The 17,941-nt window shown below is 42.9% G+C and carries 15 protein-coding genes; 10 read left to right on the top strand and 5 right to left on the bottom strand.

The genetic code is table 11. The annotated features are described in order from the left end of the window. Positions 1–20: 20 nt before the first annotated feature. Complete coding sequence (locus IEY48_RS14900) at positions 21–935, bottom strand: LysR family transcriptional regulator (protein WP_188921697.1); 915 nt, start codon at positions 933–935, stop codon at positions 21–23. Positions 936–1,407: 472 nt separating this feature from the next. Between IEY48_RS14900 and IEY48_RS14895 the strand changes: the two genes are divergently transcribed. From IEY48_RS14895 to purT, 3 genes are all read left to right on the top strand, one after another. Then, positions 1,408–2,709, top strand: coding sequence for a DEAD/DEAH box helicase (locus IEY48_RS14895; RefSeq protein ID WP_188921695.1), 1,302 nt, complete (start codon positions 1,408–1,410; stop codon positions 2,707–2,709). A 176-nt stretch (positions 2,710–2,885) separates the two neighbouring features. After that, positions 2,886–3,515, top strand: coding sequence for a peroxiredoxin-like family protein (locus IEY48_RS14890; RefSeq protein ID WP_188921694.1), 630 nt, complete (start codon positions 2,886–2,888; stop codon positions 3,513–3,515). Positions 3,516–3,787: 272 nt separating this feature from the next. Continuing rightward, positions 3,788–4,963, top strand: a complete 1,176-nt coding sequence (gene purT, locus IEY48_RS14885) for a formate-dependent phosphoribosylglycinamide formyltransferase (RefSeq protein ID WP_373293742.1) — start codon at positions 3,788–3,790, stop codon at positions 4,961–4,963. A 112-nt stretch (positions 4,964–5,075) separates the two neighbouring features. Here the strand turns inward: purT and IEY48_RS14880 are convergent, their stop codons facing one another. From IEY48_RS14880 to IEY48_RS14865, 4 genes are read right to left on the bottom strand one after another with little or no spacing between them, the layout of a single operon-like run. Continuing rightward, the gene (locus IEY48_RS14880; protein WP_188921690.1) at positions 5,076–6,029 is read right to left on the bottom strand and encodes a D-2-hydroxyacid dehydrogenase; all 954 of its coding nucleotides are present in this window, start codon (positions 6,027–6,029) and stop codon (positions 5,076–5,078) included. Positions 6,030–6,074: 45 nt separating this feature from the next. Next, entirely contained in the window at positions 6,075–6,848 is a 774-nt protein-coding gene (djlA, locus tag IEY48_RS14875; RefSeq protein WP_188921688.1) for a co-chaperone DjlA, read from the bottom strand. A 51-nt stretch (positions 6,849–6,899) separates the two neighbouring features. Continuing rightward, the gene (murU, locus tag IEY48_RS14870) at positions 6,900–7,583 is read right to left on the bottom strand and encodes an N-acetylmuramate alpha-1-phosphate uridylyltransferase MurU (RefSeq protein WP_188921686.1); all 684 of its coding nucleotides are present in this window, start codon (positions 7,581–7,583) and stop codon (positions 6,900–6,902) included. A gap of 2 nt (positions 7,584–7,585) precedes the next feature. Next, the gene (locus tag IEY48_RS14865; RefSeq protein ID WP_188921684.1) at positions 7,586–8,626 is read right to left on the bottom strand and encodes an aminoglycoside phosphotransferase family protein; all 1,041 of its coding nucleotides are present in this window, start codon (positions 8,624–8,626) and stop codon (positions 7,586–7,588) included. Positions 8,627–8,770: 144 nt separating this feature from the next. Here IEY48_RS14865 and lptD point away from each other — a divergent pair, with 144 nt between their 5' ends. From lptD to IEY48_RS14830, 7 genes are all read left to right on the top strand, one after another. Further along, entirely contained in the window at positions 8,771–11,071 is a 2,301-nt protein-coding gene (gene lptD / locus IEY48_RS14860) for an LPS assembly protein LptD (RefSeq protein WP_188921760.1), read from the top strand. 144 nt (positions 11,072–11,215) lie between these two features. After that, a complete protein-coding gene (surA, locus tag IEY48_RS14855) occupies positions 11,216–12,520 on the top strand; it encodes a peptidylprolyl isomerase SurA (protein WP_188921682.1) in 1,305 nt (434 codons plus the stop codon). A gap of 9 nt (positions 12,521–12,529) precedes the next feature. After that, positions 12,530–13,513 carry a 4-hydroxythreonine-4-phosphate dehydrogenase PdxA gene (gene pdxA, locus IEY48_RS14850; RefSeq protein ID WP_188921680.1) on the top strand — a complete coding sequence of 328 codons (984 nt, stop codon included), beginning with the start codon at positions 12,530–12,532 and terminating at the stop codon, positions 13,511–13,513. A 9-nt stretch (positions 13,514–13,522) separates the two neighbouring features. Beyond that, positions 13,523–14,329 carry a 16S rRNA (adenine(1518)-N(6)/adenine(1519)-N(6))-dimethyltransferase RsmA gene (gene rsmA, locus IEY48_RS14845; protein WP_188921678.1) on the top strand — a complete coding sequence of 269 codons (807 nt, stop codon included), beginning with the start codon at positions 13,523–13,525 and terminating at the stop codon, positions 14,327–14,329. 54 nt (positions 14,330–14,383) lie between these two features. Further along, on the top strand, positions 14,384–14,764 hold the full coding sequence (gene apaG, locus IEY48_RS14840) for a Co2+/Mg2+ efflux facilitator ApaG/CorD (protein ID WP_188921676.1): 381 nt from the start codon (positions 14,384–14,386) through the stop codon (positions 14,762–14,764). A 2-nt stretch (positions 14,765–14,766) separates the two neighbouring features. After that, on the top strand, positions 14,767–15,585 hold the full coding sequence (locus IEY48_RS14835) for a symmetrical bis(5'-nucleosyl)-tetraphosphatase (RefSeq protein WP_188921674.1): 819 nt from the start codon (positions 14,767–14,769) through the stop codon (positions 15,583–15,585). Between the two features lie 144 nt (positions 15,586–15,729). Beyond that, positions 15,730–17,751 carry a HAMP domain-containing methyl-accepting chemotaxis protein gene (locus IEY48_RS14830; protein ID WP_188921672.1) on the top strand — a complete coding sequence of 674 codons (2,022 nt, stop codon included), beginning with the start codon at positions 15,730–15,732 and terminating at the stop codon, positions 17,749–17,751. Positions 17,752–17,941: the final 190 nt, after the last annotated feature.

Below are 17,941 nucleotides of genomic sequence, written 5' to 3'. Positions count from 1 at the left end.
CCTAGTTGCATAATAACTATTTAATTATTGAATAACTGTTCGCTTATTAAACTCCTGAACCATTTGCATACAGGGTCGTTGTGATAGCGTTGATGCCAATATAAGCAAACTTGTGATTGGTTGATTTTAAGCTCATTGGGTGCAGGACGTGATATGAGTGAGTAATGTTGACATAACTCATCAGCAAAATGGTTAGGCACATAAAAAATTACATCGCTGTTTTCGGTAATAGTACCGATATTATCAAAGTTTTTTAGGCGTATTGGCGTGGAGATATTGTCAAACCCAAGGGCTTCAAAACAATGGGCAATTGATAACGATTTTTCACCCTGAACCGAAATTTGCCCAAAATGACACTGACTTAACCGTGCGATAGTGAATGGCGCGTTAGCCAGTTGATGGGTTTTCGCCATCAATAACACAAATTCCCTTTTAAATAGCGGGATTCGATACAGTTTATCTTCTGCAACCGATGGTTGGTGCCCTGTTACCACAAAATGCACATCACCTTTTAATAAATCGGCAAATTGTGGTTTCGGGCTGGTATCGATATCAAGTGTCATATTAGGTGCTTCACGTCTAAACGCCCCAATGATGGCTTGTACTATGAGATTCATTTGCGGTGGTAAGCCAAACACTTTAATTGTGGCCTCACTGGTTAGAGGATCAAAGTCTTGCTTGTTCACTAGCCGTTCTACGTTGCTTAAAATGCTATTTAAGTCGTGATAAATCGACTCAGCCTTGGGGGTCAACTCATAACCACCAGACATTCTAATTAACAGCGGATCATCAAAAATCGCTCGCAACTTTGCTAAAGAACGACTAATTGATGGCTGACTAATGCCTAGCGTCAATGCCGTATTACTGACATGTTTTTCTTCGAGTAACTGTTTTAAAATGATCAGAAGATTGAGATCGAGTTGATTTATATTCATAAAAGGATTGTTAGCGACGTCGATGATGTACTCAATGTATTATTCTATCATTGAATAGCCCTATAAAATTATCAACCACTTTTATCCTGAGGATTTTGAGCGCAATATGCTCGACTGACTCGCTTTTTAAGCGATTTTGTCAGCCTGTTACAATACGAAAAAAACGACTTAATGCCTACAAAGTAACAAAACCCCTCACCTAAAAAATCTTATGGCTAAACACAGATAAAGTTCAGGATTTATACAAAAGTTTGTTATACTCCGCGACCGCTTATCAATGGCTCCTTATTGGGGATATCATTCAAGCTTAATGTTTTTCAACTATCCTAAAGGGTTAATAGCACAATTAAGCATGAATAACGCCATTTTGATCAGGCTATTTAGGCCAAATTATCCAGATTGACCTTGTGCGGCTCATTCAGCTTGTCGCAACTAAATCGCTTTGTTTTGATGTACATACAGGAACTGCACCATGAAATTCGAATCTTTTAGCTTCGCCCCAGAAATATTACGCGCGATCGCTGAGTGCGGTTATCAATCTATGACGCCAATTCAACAACAAGCGATCCCGGCCATCCGTCGCGGTGAAGATGTACTGGCTAGCGCGCAAACCGGTACCGGTAAAACCGCCGCGTTTGCTTTGCCAATTTTACAAAAAATGTGTGAAGCGCCTAAAGAGACAATGCCGTCGAATACTCGTACGTTAATTCTTACGCCTACTCGCGAGCTCGCTGCACAGGTTGCTGACAATATCAGCGCTTACAGCAAACACCTTAACTTTACCGTGTTAACCATATACGGTGGTGTAAAAATGGACTCGCAATCGCAAAAGCTTAAACGCGGTGCTGATGTCATTGTCGCCACTCCAGGTCGTTTACTTGAGCACATTGTGGCTTGTAACTTAAGTTTATCTAACGTTGACTTTTTAGTGCTCGATGAAGCCGACCGTATGTTAGATATGGGCTTTAGTGCTGACATTAAAAAAATCTTACAAGCGGTAAATAAAAAACGTCAAAACATGTTGTTCTCGGCCACCTTCTCAAACGAAGTGAAAAAACTGGCTAACGACATGCTAGAAAAACCTAAAGTAATCAGCGCAGATAAACAAAACACCACTGCGGCAACCATTAGCCAAGTTATTTACCCAGTTGAACAACGCCGTAAACGTGAATTACTGTCTGAATTAATCGGCACTAAAAATTGGCAACAAGTATTGGTATTTACTGCGACTCGTGATGCTGCAGACAAGTTAGTGACAGAACTAAACCTAGATGGGATTCCATCTGGTGTGGTACATGGTGAAAAAGCCCAGGGCAGTCGTCGCCGTGCATTACGCGAGTTTGTTGAAGGCAAAATCCGAGTATTAGTTGCCACCGAAGTGGCGGCACGAGGTCTTGATATTCCAAGCCTTCAATATGTAGTTAACTATGACTTACCGTTTTTAGCAGAAGATTATGTTCACCGTATTGGTCGTACAGGCCGTGCGGGTAAAACCGGTGTTGCTATCTCGTTTGTGAGCCGTGAAGAAGAACGCACATTAGCTGACATTGAAAAGCTAATTGGCCAGCAAATTCGCCGTATCACAGTACCGGGTTATGAAGTCGGCAGCCGTGAAATGCTACTTAAGCAAATTGAAAAGCGTCGTAGCTTCGCCAAAAAACAGCAACGTAGCGACAACGTTGGCGCCCAAATGATTGCTGAGAAAAACATGGATGGCCGCCGTGTTAAAGTCGGTAAAACCAGCAGCCCGGTAAAATACAAAAAAATTAAGTAACCTCGGTTAGGTGCATTTTACCAACCCGTAATAAAGGGTAGGCAAACTAAAAGACGCTTCGGCGTCTTTTTTGTCTTTGAATGAAATTAATTTTGTTATTTACAGGTCTGTTTTGTAACGTATACGTACTCATATGACATCGAGTACGACAGGACAACACCACACAAGGACTTATCATGTTAAAAACTCTGCTAATTGCTAGCACTTTAATACTAACCAGCTTTGCCAGCATAGCTAAACCTATCGCCAGTGACGAAAACAATGTCATGCCGTTACTCAATGGTCATCAAATTCCTGCTGTCACCTTGCAGGATGTAGATGGTAACGCCGTTGATTTAGCAAAATTAGTCGCCCAAAAACCGACTATTTTCTTTTTTTACCGTGGCGGTTGGTGCCCATTTTGTAATTCACAAATGGGACAACTAAAAGCCATTGAACCTAAGCTTATCGAAATGGGTTTTCAGCTTGTGGGGATTTCGCCCGATACACCTGAAAAAATGCGCGCCTCATTAACCGATCAAAAACTTGATTATTTATTGCTATCAGACAGTTCAATGGCGGCGTCACAAGCCTTTGGTTTAGCGTATTACACCAGCGCTGATATCACCAAAAAATACACCGCCAGTGTGGTGACCAATGAATTGTTTACCACACCACAAGGCGACAAACGCCTAGTGCTGCCTGTACCTGCGGTGTATTTAGCGGATACAAAGGGCTTGATTCATTTTCAATATGTCAACCCAAACTACAAAGTGCGCCCAGCTCCTGAGCTTATTTTGGCCGCTGCGGGTCTTTTGGCTAAATAAGCTACACGCAATAATTTAGTCTTAATAACAAGCCAGTAATAGCATTGCTGGCTTGTTATTATCTCCCCTTGTTAACTCACTCGTACCAAGCCTCCTCAAGCCACTTATCGTAATTAAACACAATCTTACATCACAAAAAACCATACCTATTGCGATAAAATAACGATTTAGTGGTTTTTCTATTGGATTTTTTGTCCTAGGGATCGTTACACTGTTCGGCATATAAAAATATCCCTACATAAAGGCTATAAATCATCATGTCCATTCCTACTATATTCGGCACAGCAAACACACCTGGCACAGTAAAAGCCATGTTATTAGGTTGCGGAGAGCTTGGTAAAGAGGTCGCCATTGAATTGCAACGTTACGGTATTGAAGTCATTGGTGTTGACCGTTACCCCAACGCCCCAGCAATGCAAATCGCTCATCGATTTCATGTGATTAATATGCTCGACGCTAACGCGTTAAAAGCGGTGATTGAGTTAGAGCAACCCGATTTTGTTATCCCAGAAATTGAAGCCATTGCCACTCAAACCCTAGTAGAACTTGAACAGCAAGGTTTACATGTGGTGCCAACCGCTAATGCCACTAAGTTAACCATGGACCGTGAAGGTATTCGCCGCCTTGCAGCTGAAACCCTTAATGTACCGACCTCAAAGTATTACTTTTGCGATACCCAAACCGAGTTTGAACAAGCCGTGGCCGACATTGGTATTCCATGCGTGGTTAAGCCAGTGATGAGCTCGTCGGGTAAAGGCCAAAGTGTGATTAAGTCAAGCGATAGCATTGCCAAAGCCTGGGCTTACGCACAAGAAGGTGGCCGTGCGGGACAAGGCCGGGTGATTGTTGAAGCCTTTATCCCATTTGATTATGAAATCACTCTATTAACCGTTAGCGCTATTAATGGTATTCACTTTTGCGACCCGATTGGCCACAGACAAGAAGACGGTGATTATCGTGAGTCTTGGCAGCCACAAGCCATGTCTGAAGTTGTTTTACAAAAAGCCCAAGCTGTTAGCCAAAAAGTGGTTGAAGCACTAGGTGGCTTTGGTTTATTTGGTGTCGAACTGTTTATCAAAGGCGATGAAGTGTATTTTTCTGAAGTGTCTCCAAGACCTCACGACACTGGCCTAGTGACATTAATTAGCCAGGACATCTCTGAGTTCGCCTTGCATGTACGTGCCATATTGGGCTTACCAGTCAGCAATATCGTTCAGCATGGCCCAAGTGCTTCGGCAGTGATTTTAGCTGAAGGCACCTCAACCAATATTCGTTACCAAGGCATGGCACAAGCATTAGCGCCAGCCGACACTCAATTACGTTTATTTGGCAAACCTGATATTGATGGACGCCGCCGTTTAGGTGTAGCTCTAGCACGTGACACATCGGTAGAAAGCGCCATTGAAAAAGCCAAGACTGTCGCCAGCCACATTAAAGTATTATTTTAATCTGCACAGCCTTGAGCTAGGTTGAAAGCTTTTAGCAGGGGAAATAGCCTTGAGCTAAACCCAAAAGAAAGCCGCAAATCATTGCGGCTTTCTTATATTCAGCAAACATCTTTTAACCGTTTACGCAATTAACTACATTCCCCTGCTGGAACTGCTTTACATTATCAACAGCAATGTTGAGCAGGTTTTGTCTTGCTTGCAAGGTTGCCCAGGCAATGTGCGGCGTAATGGTAATATTGGCAGCACTTAATAACGGATTGTCAGGGCTTGGCGGCTCTGTAGATAACACATCAACGGCAGCAAAGCCGTTATTTTGATTAAGCCATTGCGCTAAATCAATTTCATTAATTAAATCGCCGCGAGCGGTATTGACTACTAAACACCCCGGTTTAAGCAGACCTAAACTATCATTGTTTATCATGTATTGGGTGGCCGCAGTAAGCGGACAATGCAGTGAAATAATGTCAGCTTGTTTAAGTAAGGTGTCGCGCTCACACCATTGAATTGAAGGTGGTAACCCCGTTTTAGGCTTGGCACTGGTCACCAACACTTTCATGCCAAATGCGGCACCTAAATTAGCCACTTGCTGGCCAATATCACCATAACCGACAACCCCTAAGGTAAGCCCTTTCAATGACGTTAACGGCGATAACGTAAAACAAAAATCGCGGTTGCGACTCCACTGCCCTGCTTTTACAGCTTGGTCGTGTAATGCCACTTGCTGATGGTGATGTAAAATATGGGCAAACACCATTTGCGCTACGGCATCAGGGCCGTAAGCAGGAATATTGGTCACGCGAACGCCATGTTGGCTGGCACAGGCGATGTCGACCACATTGGTGCCTGTTGCTAGTACACCGATATAAGTTAATTGCGGAAGTTGGCTGAGGGTTTGGGCATTAAGCGGCGTTTTGTTGGTTAATACTATTTGCGCCCCCTGGCAGCGCGTTACAATCTCATCGGCTGGGGTATGCTCATAAATAGTACACTCACCAAGTGCCTGCAATCCTTGCCAATCTAAATCACCTGGATTGAGCGTATAACCGTCTAATACCACTATGTTCATCTATGACCTCAGTCCGTTGTTTGCATAAATTGAAGCGCCCTAAATTTAGCGCATTCCTCGAGATGTTTTAATACATTCATACGCAGCTTGAATATCTTGCGCTTTGGTTTTGGCCAGGGCCATCATTTCTTCTGGCAACCCTTTAGCCACTAATTTGTCGGGGTGATGCTCATTCATCAATTTACGGTAAGCACGCTTAATATCTTGATCGGAGGCCGAATCAGCAAGGCCTAACATCACATAAGCGTCAGTCAATGGCATTTTATTGCCTTGCGGCGATTGATGATGGCTAAACTCAGCTTGCCAACGAGCTAATAACGCATCAAGTTGCGATGCCATCCCGAGCTTATTAGCGATAATTGATAAAATGTGTTTCTCATTGGCGTGTAATTCACCGTCAGACAATGCCGTTTGAATTTGGATCTCTAAAAACATTTGCGATAATTCAGCACGACCTTGAGTGACATGACGAAATTGCTCTAACTCTTTAGCTAAATCAAAGTCGGCCTGGCGACCATGCCTAAACGCTTTTTGAGCATCGATACGCGATTGCCCAGTTAACTTCATTTGATCCATTAGCATGGTGGCAATACGAATGTCGTTTTCAGTGACACGGCCCGACGCTTTCGCCATGTGTCCCATCACTGCAAAGGTGGCGTTAAAAAATATAGCCTGACGTTCGCTACCCTTACGCATTAACGACGCCAAACCCTGGCGTTTATCGTATGCATGCCCAAGCCACAATCCTAAAAATGCGCCAAAAAAACGGCCGAACATAAACCCGATAATAAACCCGAAAACTTTACCCCAAATGCGCATTTTACCTTCCGCTTTATTTAATAATTAACTTTTTATACCACTTTCATCACGTTAGCGCTGAGCCTGTAACCTTATTTGTAATTGCTCAAGCCTTGCAATGGTACCTACATCACACCAATAACCACTAAAGTGTTCACCTTCAATACGTTGCTGCGCTATCGCATGTTTCAGTAAAGGCCCTAACGCTTGCTTGCCTGCTGGCAAAGCGTTAAATAATGTCGGATGATAAATCCCTAATCCCGAAAAGGTAAACCTTTGCTCATCGCTAAGGTTAAGCTTTGCCTGTGCACTAATGGCAAAATCCCCTAAAGGATGATGCTGCGGATTATCAACTAACCATAAAAATGCATCAGCTTGATGTTGGGCAACCCGTTGGTAAGCCACACTCAGATCAGGTAAATAGTCGATAAAAACATCACCATTAATCACTAAAAAGGGCTCATCACCTAAAAAATTAAGCGCCTGTTTAATACCGCCTGCGGTTTCTAATGCTTCGGTTTCAGCGCTGTAGTTAATTTGCAGCCCCCAACGTTGTCCATCACCAAGCTGTTCAGGCAGTTTATGTCCTAACCATGCATGGTTAATCACCACCTGTTTAACCCCTAAGGTGGCGAGCTTTTCAAGATGATATTCAATCAAAGGTTTACCGGCAACATTAACTAAGGGCTTTGGCAAGGTGTCGGTTAACGGGCGTAAACGCTCGCCTCGGCCTGCGGCCAAAATCATCGCTTTCATGGTTAATAACCTGTATTGGTTGTGTCTAATTGCTGTTTAACGGCAGTTTGCTCAACTAACGGGGCGATTACCGTTTTAACCCAGCCACTAAACTCGGTAATTTGAGGATATTTAACACCAATATCAACAATGTATTGCAAGGTTAATGGGATATCAGCCAAATAACCGCGCTTACCATCACGATGATATAAACGCGCAAAAATGCCAGCAGCTTTGATATGGCGTTGTAGCCCCATTAAATCAAACCATTGCTGGTATGTCGTAAAATCAACCTCATCGCCGAGTAGCTTGTGCTGCTTGATTAATTGATAATGATATTGCATCAATTGTTGCACCTGCCCATCAGGCCAGCGTACATAGCAGTCGCGCAATAACGACACCGCGTCGTAAGTGATTGGCCCTAATACCGCATCTTGAAAATCAATCACTGCAAGCTCATCGGCATTGATGAGCAAATTGCGGCTATGGTAATCACGATGCATCCCCACTTTAGGTTGCGACATGGCACTGTCTGTTAACGCGGCAAATGTGGCGTTGATCATTTGTTGTTCATTGTTCGTTAACCTGTAATCTATGTGCTTATTTACCAACCAATCAATGAAGATCATTAATTCTCGCTGCACAAACTCACCATCGTAGTCGATTAACGGGCCCAGCTCAGTGTCTGTGACACTTGCAATGGTGGGTAATAGATTAAGCGCTTGTTGGTAATAGCCGACAACATTTTGCAGGTTGAGCACGGACAACAATTGCTGCTCACCCACATCCGTTTGCAACACAAACCCTTGTTCATTACAGGTTGCAAGCACTTCTGGCACACATAAGCCTGCCGCATGGTAAGCTTTGGCAATAGCCACAAACGGTGCAATAGGCACCAGGTGTATTGGTGAATCTGACACGATGTAATGTTTGCCAAAATGCTGAATACGAAAGTAACGACGAAAACTGGCATCACCACAAATTAATGAAGGCGTCACCTCTGCTTCAAAATAATGGTTTAACCAGTGGCTTAAGGCGACAAATCTTGGATCGGATAAACTCATCTCAATGGCTCTTAACGAAAAATTGCTTTATTATAGCCAGCATAACATTTGGAAACAGCTAATGAATGGAATGTTTTATTTAGCTGAGTATCTTTTTCTCTCCAAAACTTTTCCTGAATATGAAATCATAAATTATTGACAACAATGCAGATCCGTTATTTTCTGGCACTATGCCTACTCCCCAATATCGTTATAGCTGAAGAAGCTGACACGACTGAACTGCCAACATCGCAATGCTTTGTTACGCCACCGGTTTCCCGCTCATTTGATGACAGAGCTGCATTAACAGGGATCGATGACGAAGAAATCGTGATTATCAGTGACTTTTCTAACGCTGCATTTAACGCGCAAGCCGAATTTACTGGTGATGTGAGTTTTAGCCAAGGGCAGCGACATATTGCGGCTGACAGCGCGATTTTAGATCAAAAAAATCAACAATTAATCGCTAACGGCAACTTAATTTTTAAAGACGATTTATTTACCGTGACCGCCGACTCACTTGAAGCCCAAATGAGTACCAACAGCGCCACATTGCAAAAAGCCCAGTACTGGCTGCATGGTCAACAAGTCCATGGTGATGCAAGCAAACTGCAAATTACCTCAGAAAACAATTTATTACTGACCAAAACCAATTTTACCACTTGTCCTCCGGGCGATGAATCATGGCTGCTAGAAGCCGACATGATTAAAATCGACAGTACAGAAGAATGGGGTGAAATTTGGAATGCAAAATTACGGATTGCCGATGTCCCTATTTTGTATATTCCATACATGACAGTCCCTGTATCTGACAAACGTAAAAGCGGTTTTTTGTTTCCAAGCTTTAGTACCAGCACCACCAACGGCATTGAAATCAGTACACCTTATTATTGGAATATTTCACCCGAATATGACCTAACCTTTACGCCTCATTACATGTCATCTCGCGGTTTATTCACAAAAACTGAGTTTCGTTACCTTGCTGGTGAACAACAAAATGGTCAATTTAATGTTGAATACTTAGACAGTGATGACAACTTAAGCACAAAAGCCGACCGTTATCTTTATCACTGGAGTCACCAGGGTGCAGTTAATGCTAATTGGCGAGTGAGAGCTGACTACACTAATGTGTCAGACAACAATTATTTCAACGATTTAGATTCAGACGTTAACCAGTCAACGGACAACCAATTATCGCGTATTGGCGAGGCGAGCTACTTTGAACGCAATTGGGATTTCAATATCCGCGTTCAAGATATTAAAGTGTTAGGCGAAGATGAAAAACCGTATCAGGTCATGCCGCAGTTAAACTTTAATTACCGCACAGAAGATATTATTGACTCAATTGATTTTAAATTTAACTCTGAGCTGACTAATTTCCGTCACCAGGATGATGATTACAATACCGCTAACCGCTTGCATTTAGTGCCGAGTTTAATCTGGCCAATTCAAGGGCCTGCTGGCTCATTCACCAGCGAAGTCAAATTGATGCAAACTCAATATTGGCAGCAAAACCTAGACGACGATTCAACCTTAGATAAAAGCGTCAGTCGCACCATTCCAGAAGCACGCTTGCACGGTCAGGTTAACTTTGAGCGAGCAACACAGATGTTTGGTGAACAATATCGTCAAACATTAGAGCCGCAAGTGCAGTATCTATACGTAGGTTATGAAGACCAATCAAACATTGGTATTTATGACACCGCAGAGCTTCAAGAAGATTACTACGGTTTATTCCGTGACCGTCAATACTCAGGGTTAGACCGTATTGCCGATGCCAACCAGTTTACGTTAGGTTTTACGACCCGCTTATTTGATCACTCAAACCGTGAAAAATTTAAATTCAGTGTTGGCCAAATTATGTATTTGGAAAGCTCTAAAGTGAGTATTGATGACACCTATGAAGAAAGTTCACCATCAACGTCAGTATTAGCTGCAGAATTAGATGCCCAGTTATATGACGATTGGTTTATTAGTGGTTCAGTACAACATGACACTGAAACAGGCGAAAACAAAAAGAACGAAGTGACTTTAGATTTCCGTCCAAGCAATGACAAATTATTGCAGTTAAGTTATCGTTACGTGCCTGATTTATTGAACACTAACACCAATGACCAGGTCGATATTTCACAGGCTGGCTTTAGAACATCATGGCCAATCAGCGATGATTTGTATTTTGTCGGTAACTACTATTACGACCTAAATGAAGCTCGTAACATTGAAACCTATACCGGTTTTCAATATGAGTCTTGCTGCTGGGCAGTTCGCTTAAGTTACCATTACCGCATTAAAACCAACTATGACGATGATTTAACAGACATCGACAGCACCAGTGAAGAGTTTGAAAGCGGCGTATACCTCAACTTTGTTATTAAGGGTTTAGGCGGTTCTGGCCCGTTAGGTGTCGCAGACATGCTAAACGAAGGCTTATTTAACTACCGTAAGCCACTTTACTTGAGGAATTAGCATTCTTTTGTGATAGATTGCTGAACCTAGCGATAAACTCATAGTCCAATAACAACAAACATGCTGTTGAGTATGAAGTAGTAACCTTATTTTGGCGATGTATCGCCAGTTTATATTGAATTGAATGTGCCAAGGATTTTGTGGATGAAACACAGTAAAAAAATGATTTTTGCATTACTTGCGCTGGCAATAAGCCACACCAGTGTTGCAGCACCAGTACAATTAGACCGCGTATCTGTACAAATTAATGATGGTATTATTCTCGAAAGTGAAATCAAAAACATGATTGTCACAGTAAGAGCTAACGCAAAAGCGGCCAATCAAACACTGCCTTCTGAAGACGCGCTTCGCACCCAGGTGATTGAACGCCTTATTTTAACCCATTTACAAATGCAAATGGCTGAACGTATTGGTTTGCAAATTGGTGATTTACAATTAGACCAAACCATTGAAAACATCGCTAAAGAACAAAAAATGACTGTGGCTCAAATGCAACAGACTATCGAAAGCGAAGGTAGCAGCTTTAGTCAATACCGTGAGCAATTACGCCAAGAAATCACCCTAGGTGAGATTCAACGTATTCAAGTTCAACGTCGTATTCAAGTGTCGCCACAAGAAATTAGCGGCCTGGTTAAACTGATTGAAGAACAAGGTTTGAAAGATGTTGAGTTTCAAATCGGTCACATTTTAATTGAAATCCCGAGTAACCCAAGCAGCGAACAGCTTGAAAACTCTAGCCGTCGTGCTGATATCGTATTAAAACGCCTTAATGATGGTGATGATTTCCGCAGCACAGCCATTGCAGCGTCATCTGGCCCTAAAGCGCTTGAAGGTGGTATTTGGGACTTTATGAACATTAACGAAATGCCAACTTTGTTTGCAGAAGTCGTTAATGGTGCTAAAAAAGGCGACATTATTGGCCCAATTAAATCAGGCTCGGGTTTTCACATCATCAAAGTTGTCGACACTCGTGGTCTGCAAACGCAAGAAGTGTCAGAAGTTAAATCTCGCCACATTCTATTAAAGCCGTCGCCAATTTTATCGGAAGAACGCGCTAAAGCGATGCTAGAAAACTTCTTAACTCAAGTACGTAGTGGAGAAGCAGACTTTGCTAAACTCGCAAAACAGTATTCAGAAGATCCAGGTTCAGGGGCTAAAGGCGGTGAATTAGGCTGGGCAGACCCTAACATTTATGTGCCTGAGTTTTCACAAACATTGGCTAACTTAAACGAAGGCCAATACAGCGAACCATTCCGCACTAGCCATGGTTGGCATATTGTTCAACTCGAGTCGCGCCGTAAAACAGACGCAACCGATCAATTCAACAGCAATCGTGCTCACCAGTTAATTTTCCGTCGCAAATTTAACGAAGAATTACAAAACTGGTTGGATGAAATGCGCTCAGAAGCTTATATTGAAATTATTGAGCCAGAAACGCAACGAGGTTAAGCAAGATCAATGACTAAACGTATTGCCATTACTCCGGGTGAACCAGCAGGCATCGGTCCCGACTTAGTCATCAAACTCGCTCAACAGGCCTGGCCTGTTGAGTTAGTTGTTTGTGCCGATCCAGATCTTTTGATGAGTCGGGCAAAACGACTCGGTTTACCGTTACAATTAAAAACCTATAACCCTAATCAGCCACCGCAACCACAAGCGGCGGGCACTCTGACAATTTCACCTTTTGCACTTGCAGAGCCTGCAGAGTGCGGCGTGTTAAATGAAGCCAACAGCGCTTATGTCGTCGACACCTTGCGTTATGCAGGTGAAAAAAACATGTCTAATGAGTTTGATGCTGTTGTTACAGGCCCTGTGCATAAAGGCATAATCAATCAAGCCGGTATCCCATTTAGTGGCCATACCGAATTTTTTGCCTTACAAGCAAACTGTGCCGACGTCGTGATGATGTTAGCCACACCAGGATTGCAAGTCGCTTTAATGACGACCCATATTCCATTAGCGTATGTCGCTAAAGCCATAACACGCGACAGACTGCATCACATTATCAGTATTTTACACCGTGAGCTTGTTAGTAAGTTTGGTTTAGGTTCACCCAAAATTTATGTGTGTGGCTTAAACCCGCATGCAGGAGAAGACGGCCATTTAGGCCGTGAAGAAATTGATACCATGATCCCCGCGCTTAACGAGTTACGAGAGCAAGGAATGGACATTGTTGGCCCACTGCCAGCAGATACTCTATTCCAGCCTAAGTACCTTGAACAAGCTGACGTGGTGCTCGCGATGTATCATGACCAAGGATTACCTGTGCTTAAATCATTAGGATTTGGCAAGTCGGTCAATATCACCTTAGGTTTACCTTATATCCGAACCTCTGTCGATCATGGCACTGCACTTGAACTTGCAGGCACAGGCAAAGCGGATAGCGGCAGTTTTACCTGTGCATTAAACAAAGCCATCGAATTGGCCTCAAAAAGTAAGTAACCCATTTTAATGAGCAATAAAGTACATTTAGGCCACACGGCCAGAAAGCGTTTTGGACAAAACTTCCTCACCGACCAAGGGGTTATCAGCAGTATCGTTGGCGCGATAGCACCTGATAACAACCATGTAATGGTAGAAATTGGTCCTGGTTTAGGTGCCTTAACTGAGCCTGTAGCAGACTCCATCGACAACTTAACCGTTGTTGAGTTAGACCGTGATTTAGTTGAGCGTTTGCAAGTGCATCCTGTCCTTAAAGATAAACTGACCATTCACCAAGGTGATGCATTACAGTTTGACTTTAAGAAGCTACAACAGCCAGGCAAAAAGATGAAAGTGTTTGGTAACTTGCCTTACAACATCTCAACCCCGCTAATGTTTCATTTGTTTGAGTTTGCAGAGCAAATTGAAACAATGCACTTTATGCTGCAAAAAGAAGTGGTATTACGTCTTTCTGCAAGCCCTGGCACTAAAGCTTATGGCCGCTTAACTGTCATGGCCCAATATTACTGCCAGGTTGTGCCGGTATTAGAAGTGCCACCACATTGCTTTACTCCACCACCAAAAGTGGACTCAGCAGTTGTGCGCTTATTGCCATATGAAGTTAAACCTTGGCCATGTAAAGACGTGAATGTATTACGTCATTTATGTTCTACAGCGTTTAGTATGCGCCGTAAAACATTACGAAATAATCTAAAAGCCTTGCTGTCTGATGATGAATTTGCGTCATTAAACATCGACTCCAGCATGCGGCCAGAACAAATTAGTGTTGAGCAATATGTCGCGATGGCTAATTTACTGTGCGATAAAAAAAATTAATAATAAGGGCATGCTAAGCATGCCCTTATTATTTTCCCCTACACAGGAACTCAAATGAGCCAAGTCGAATCGCCAATAAAAATTAAAATCGACACCCATTATTTAGAACAGCAATCGGATGTCGCTGAGAGCAAGTACCTTTTTAGCTATACCATCACTATCATCAATCTGGGTGATAAGAATGTGACCTTAAAAGACCGTCATTGGATCATCACTGATGCAAACGGTAAAGAGAGTGAAGTCAAAGGTCCTGGCGTGGTAGGTGAAACCCCAACCATTACCCCTAATACTGCATACCAATACTCTAGTGGTACCGTAATGGAAACGCCTGTCGGCTTTATGCGGGGCTTTTATGGCATGGAAGATGATAAAGGCGAGAGATTTCTAGCCACCATTCCAACATTTCGGTTAGCGGTACCAGGAATATTACAATAACCATGGCTCATTATTTTGTTGGCGATATTCAAGGCTGCTTTAACGAGTTAACCTTATTACTGCAAAAAGTCGATTTTAATCCCTCAAAAGATCAACTCTGGGCTGTAGGAGACTTAATTGCTCGTGGTCCTGATTCGTTGGCTACCCTGCGTTTTGTCGAGTCGCTACAAGATTCGGCCAAAGTAGTCCTAGGTAATCATGACCTTCACTTACTTGCGCTTCATGGAAAATTAAAACGCCCCCACCCGCAAGATCATCTTAGCGAATTACTTAACGCCCCTGATATAAACCAATTAACGGATTGGATTAGACTACAGCCATTAGTTCGTACATTGCCCGAACACAAAATCATCATGACGCATGCAGGTGTTCCGCCACAATGGGATATTGCCACCTTGCGACAAGAAGCAAAGCAGGTCAGCGTTGCCTTGCAAAGAGATGACTACTTAACGGCACTCATTGCACAGATGTATACCGAGGATTCAGAGCAGTGGTCAACGGAGTTGCAAGGCATTAATCGATTACGTTATTGTATCAATGCCTTAACCAGAATGCGTTTTTTGCACTCAGATGGTCGCCTTGATTTTAAATGTAAAACGCCACCACAACAGCAAACATCGACAGACTTAAAGCCATGGTTTGAATTTGATTCACTGTGCGCACCACAGAACACACTCGTATTTGGCCATTGGGCCGCACTAATGGGACAAACTCCTTATCCTCATTTTATGGCATTAGACACAGGATGCTGTTGGGGAGAATACCTCACACTATGGCATCTTGAAAATAATGAAAAAATTACCCAAAAAAGGGTCATTTAACGTTAAACTAAAGTAGCAGTTTGCCGATAGCAAACTATGGGATTTATTACATTTGCCTGAGAAACAATTGTCCGATAATAAATTCAGCTTCTATACCCAAATAAAATTAAAATCAGGATCAAATAATAATTACCGGAGTATTGTATGAAAATTAACGTAGCGACTAGAGTGATAGGTGGCTTTTCTGTCGTCACATTACTCATCGTATTCTTAGGCGTTGTTACCCTACTGAGCAACAACAGCATTAAAGACGGTACCACGATCCTTAAAACGATTAGCTTACCTGCGCTTGAAACGACCAGTGTATTAAATGAAAACCTCAATACCCAACAAATTGAAGCGTTAGTGGCTTATTACAGTACGCATTCATCAAATATCCCCACGATTGAGAAAAAACTATCTAACCTCAATAATAACTTCGAAAATGACTTATCTAACTTAAGGGACTTAGTCAGTAAACAAACACAACTTACAGCCCCCTTAAATGCATTAACCCAAAGTTATAACGCTTATGAAGCAAGCGCAAACAATATGCTTAATGAGCGCAAAGATGCATTAAGTTTACAAGAAACACTCAATGATATGCGCAGCGACCTTGAAAATGCCGCTGATGACTCTTCATCAATCTTACTCGACATTATCGATCTTGAAACCAGCGAAGATGCAACAGAGCGCAGTCTTGCAGCCTCTGCTAGCCTTGTTGATGGCACCTTTATTAATATCATTACCACCATTTATGATTTAGTTGCTACTACTGAGCAAAGTAAATATGACTTAATCATCAAAGAGTTGGATTATATGGTTAGTGAGGCCTCAGGCAAACTCGACTACATTAATCGTCAAGGCAGTGGTGTAGTCAGTGACTCGCTCCTTGAAGACTTAACAACAGAAAGCGCCAAAGTGTTTGCCTTGCTTAAAGGCAATAACTCAATTCTAAACCTTAAGCAGCAACAATTAACCCACAGCTTTGCCGCAACCAAACAACTCGCTCAAACCCAGAGTGCCGCAAAAGACGTCAATACCACAATGACCGAACTCGCTAAGTCAATAGACTCATTTGCAGGTGATATCAGTAACGAAGCGTTAAGCATCATTGACTCGGCATTTTATAAAACCCTCGGTGTCGTTCTTTTTGCCATTGTGGTCGCTATTGTGGTCAGTATTGCCGTTATAACCCCGCTCACCAAATCCTTAGAAAAAGTGAACCAAGCTTTAACAGTACTAGCCTCTGGCGATTTAACTCATAAGTTAGATGACACTGGCCATGATGAGTTTGCTGAGCTGGCCAAAAACTGTAACCGCTTAGTCGACAGCTTACGCAGTCTTATTGTGGGTATTGTTGACAGGGCAAATCAACTCGCCGCAGCAGCAGAACAAACATCTGCAATTACCTCGCAAACAACGATTGGTATTCAAGAGCAAAAAAGCCAAGTTGACCAGGTAGCAACGGCAACCACAGAACTGAGCTCTAGTGCTCAGCAGGTTTCAATGAGTGCCGATCAAGCGCTTAACGAAATCAAACAAGCAGACCAAGAAGCACAGCACATGCGCTCACTTGCAGAAGAAAGCAAAAACACGATTATCGCCCTTGCTGATGAAGTCGCTAAAGCGGGTATCGTCATTAACAAAGTGCATTCAGACAGTGCCTCAATTGGCTCTATTTTGGATGTTATTCGTGGCATTGCCGACCAAACCAACTTGTTAGCACTTAACGCTGCCATTGAAGCTGCAAGAGCGGGTGAGCAAGGCCGAGGCTTTGCCGTTGTTGCTGATGAAGTACGCAATCTCGCATCACGTACTCAGCATTCAACCAGTGAAATTCAGCAAATGATTGAAGTATTACAAGTCGGTACTCAAGAAGCCGTTGCCGTAATGGAGCTCGGTCGCAATCAGGCAAACAGCTGTGTTGAAAAGAATGAACAGGCAAACATTGCCCTAGAGACAATCAGCCAGTCAGTTCACAAAGCTTTCGACTCAGGCAACCATATTGCCCACGCAGCACAAGAGCAAAATATTGTCAGTCAGCAGGTTTCTGAAAAACTAGAACACATTGCATCGATTTCAGAAGAAACCGCAACAGGTGCAGATCAAACGGCACAATCTAGCCATCAAGTAGCAGTGCTTGCTGAAGAGCTACAAGCTTCTGTACGCGAGTTTAAAGTGTAACGAGCACCAACACCTTTAACCCATCTCAAAAAAGGCCCATTAGGGCCTTTTTTGTCCCTCGTGAAAACATCGAGTAGGGTGAGGCGTCACCGCCCCATCCCTCTCACAGAACCGTACGTACGGACCTCGTATACGGCTCATGCATACTTCCATTCAGCATAGTTGCTGAACACATACCCTGTCCTATCAT

It is taken from the genome of Shewanella saliphila (genome assembly GCF_014648295.1).
GTDB lineage: Bacteria > Pseudomonadota > Gammaproteobacteria > Enterobacterales > Shewanellaceae > Shewanella > Shewanella saliphila.
This window is presented reverse-complemented; position numbering and strand designations above follow the sequence as displayed.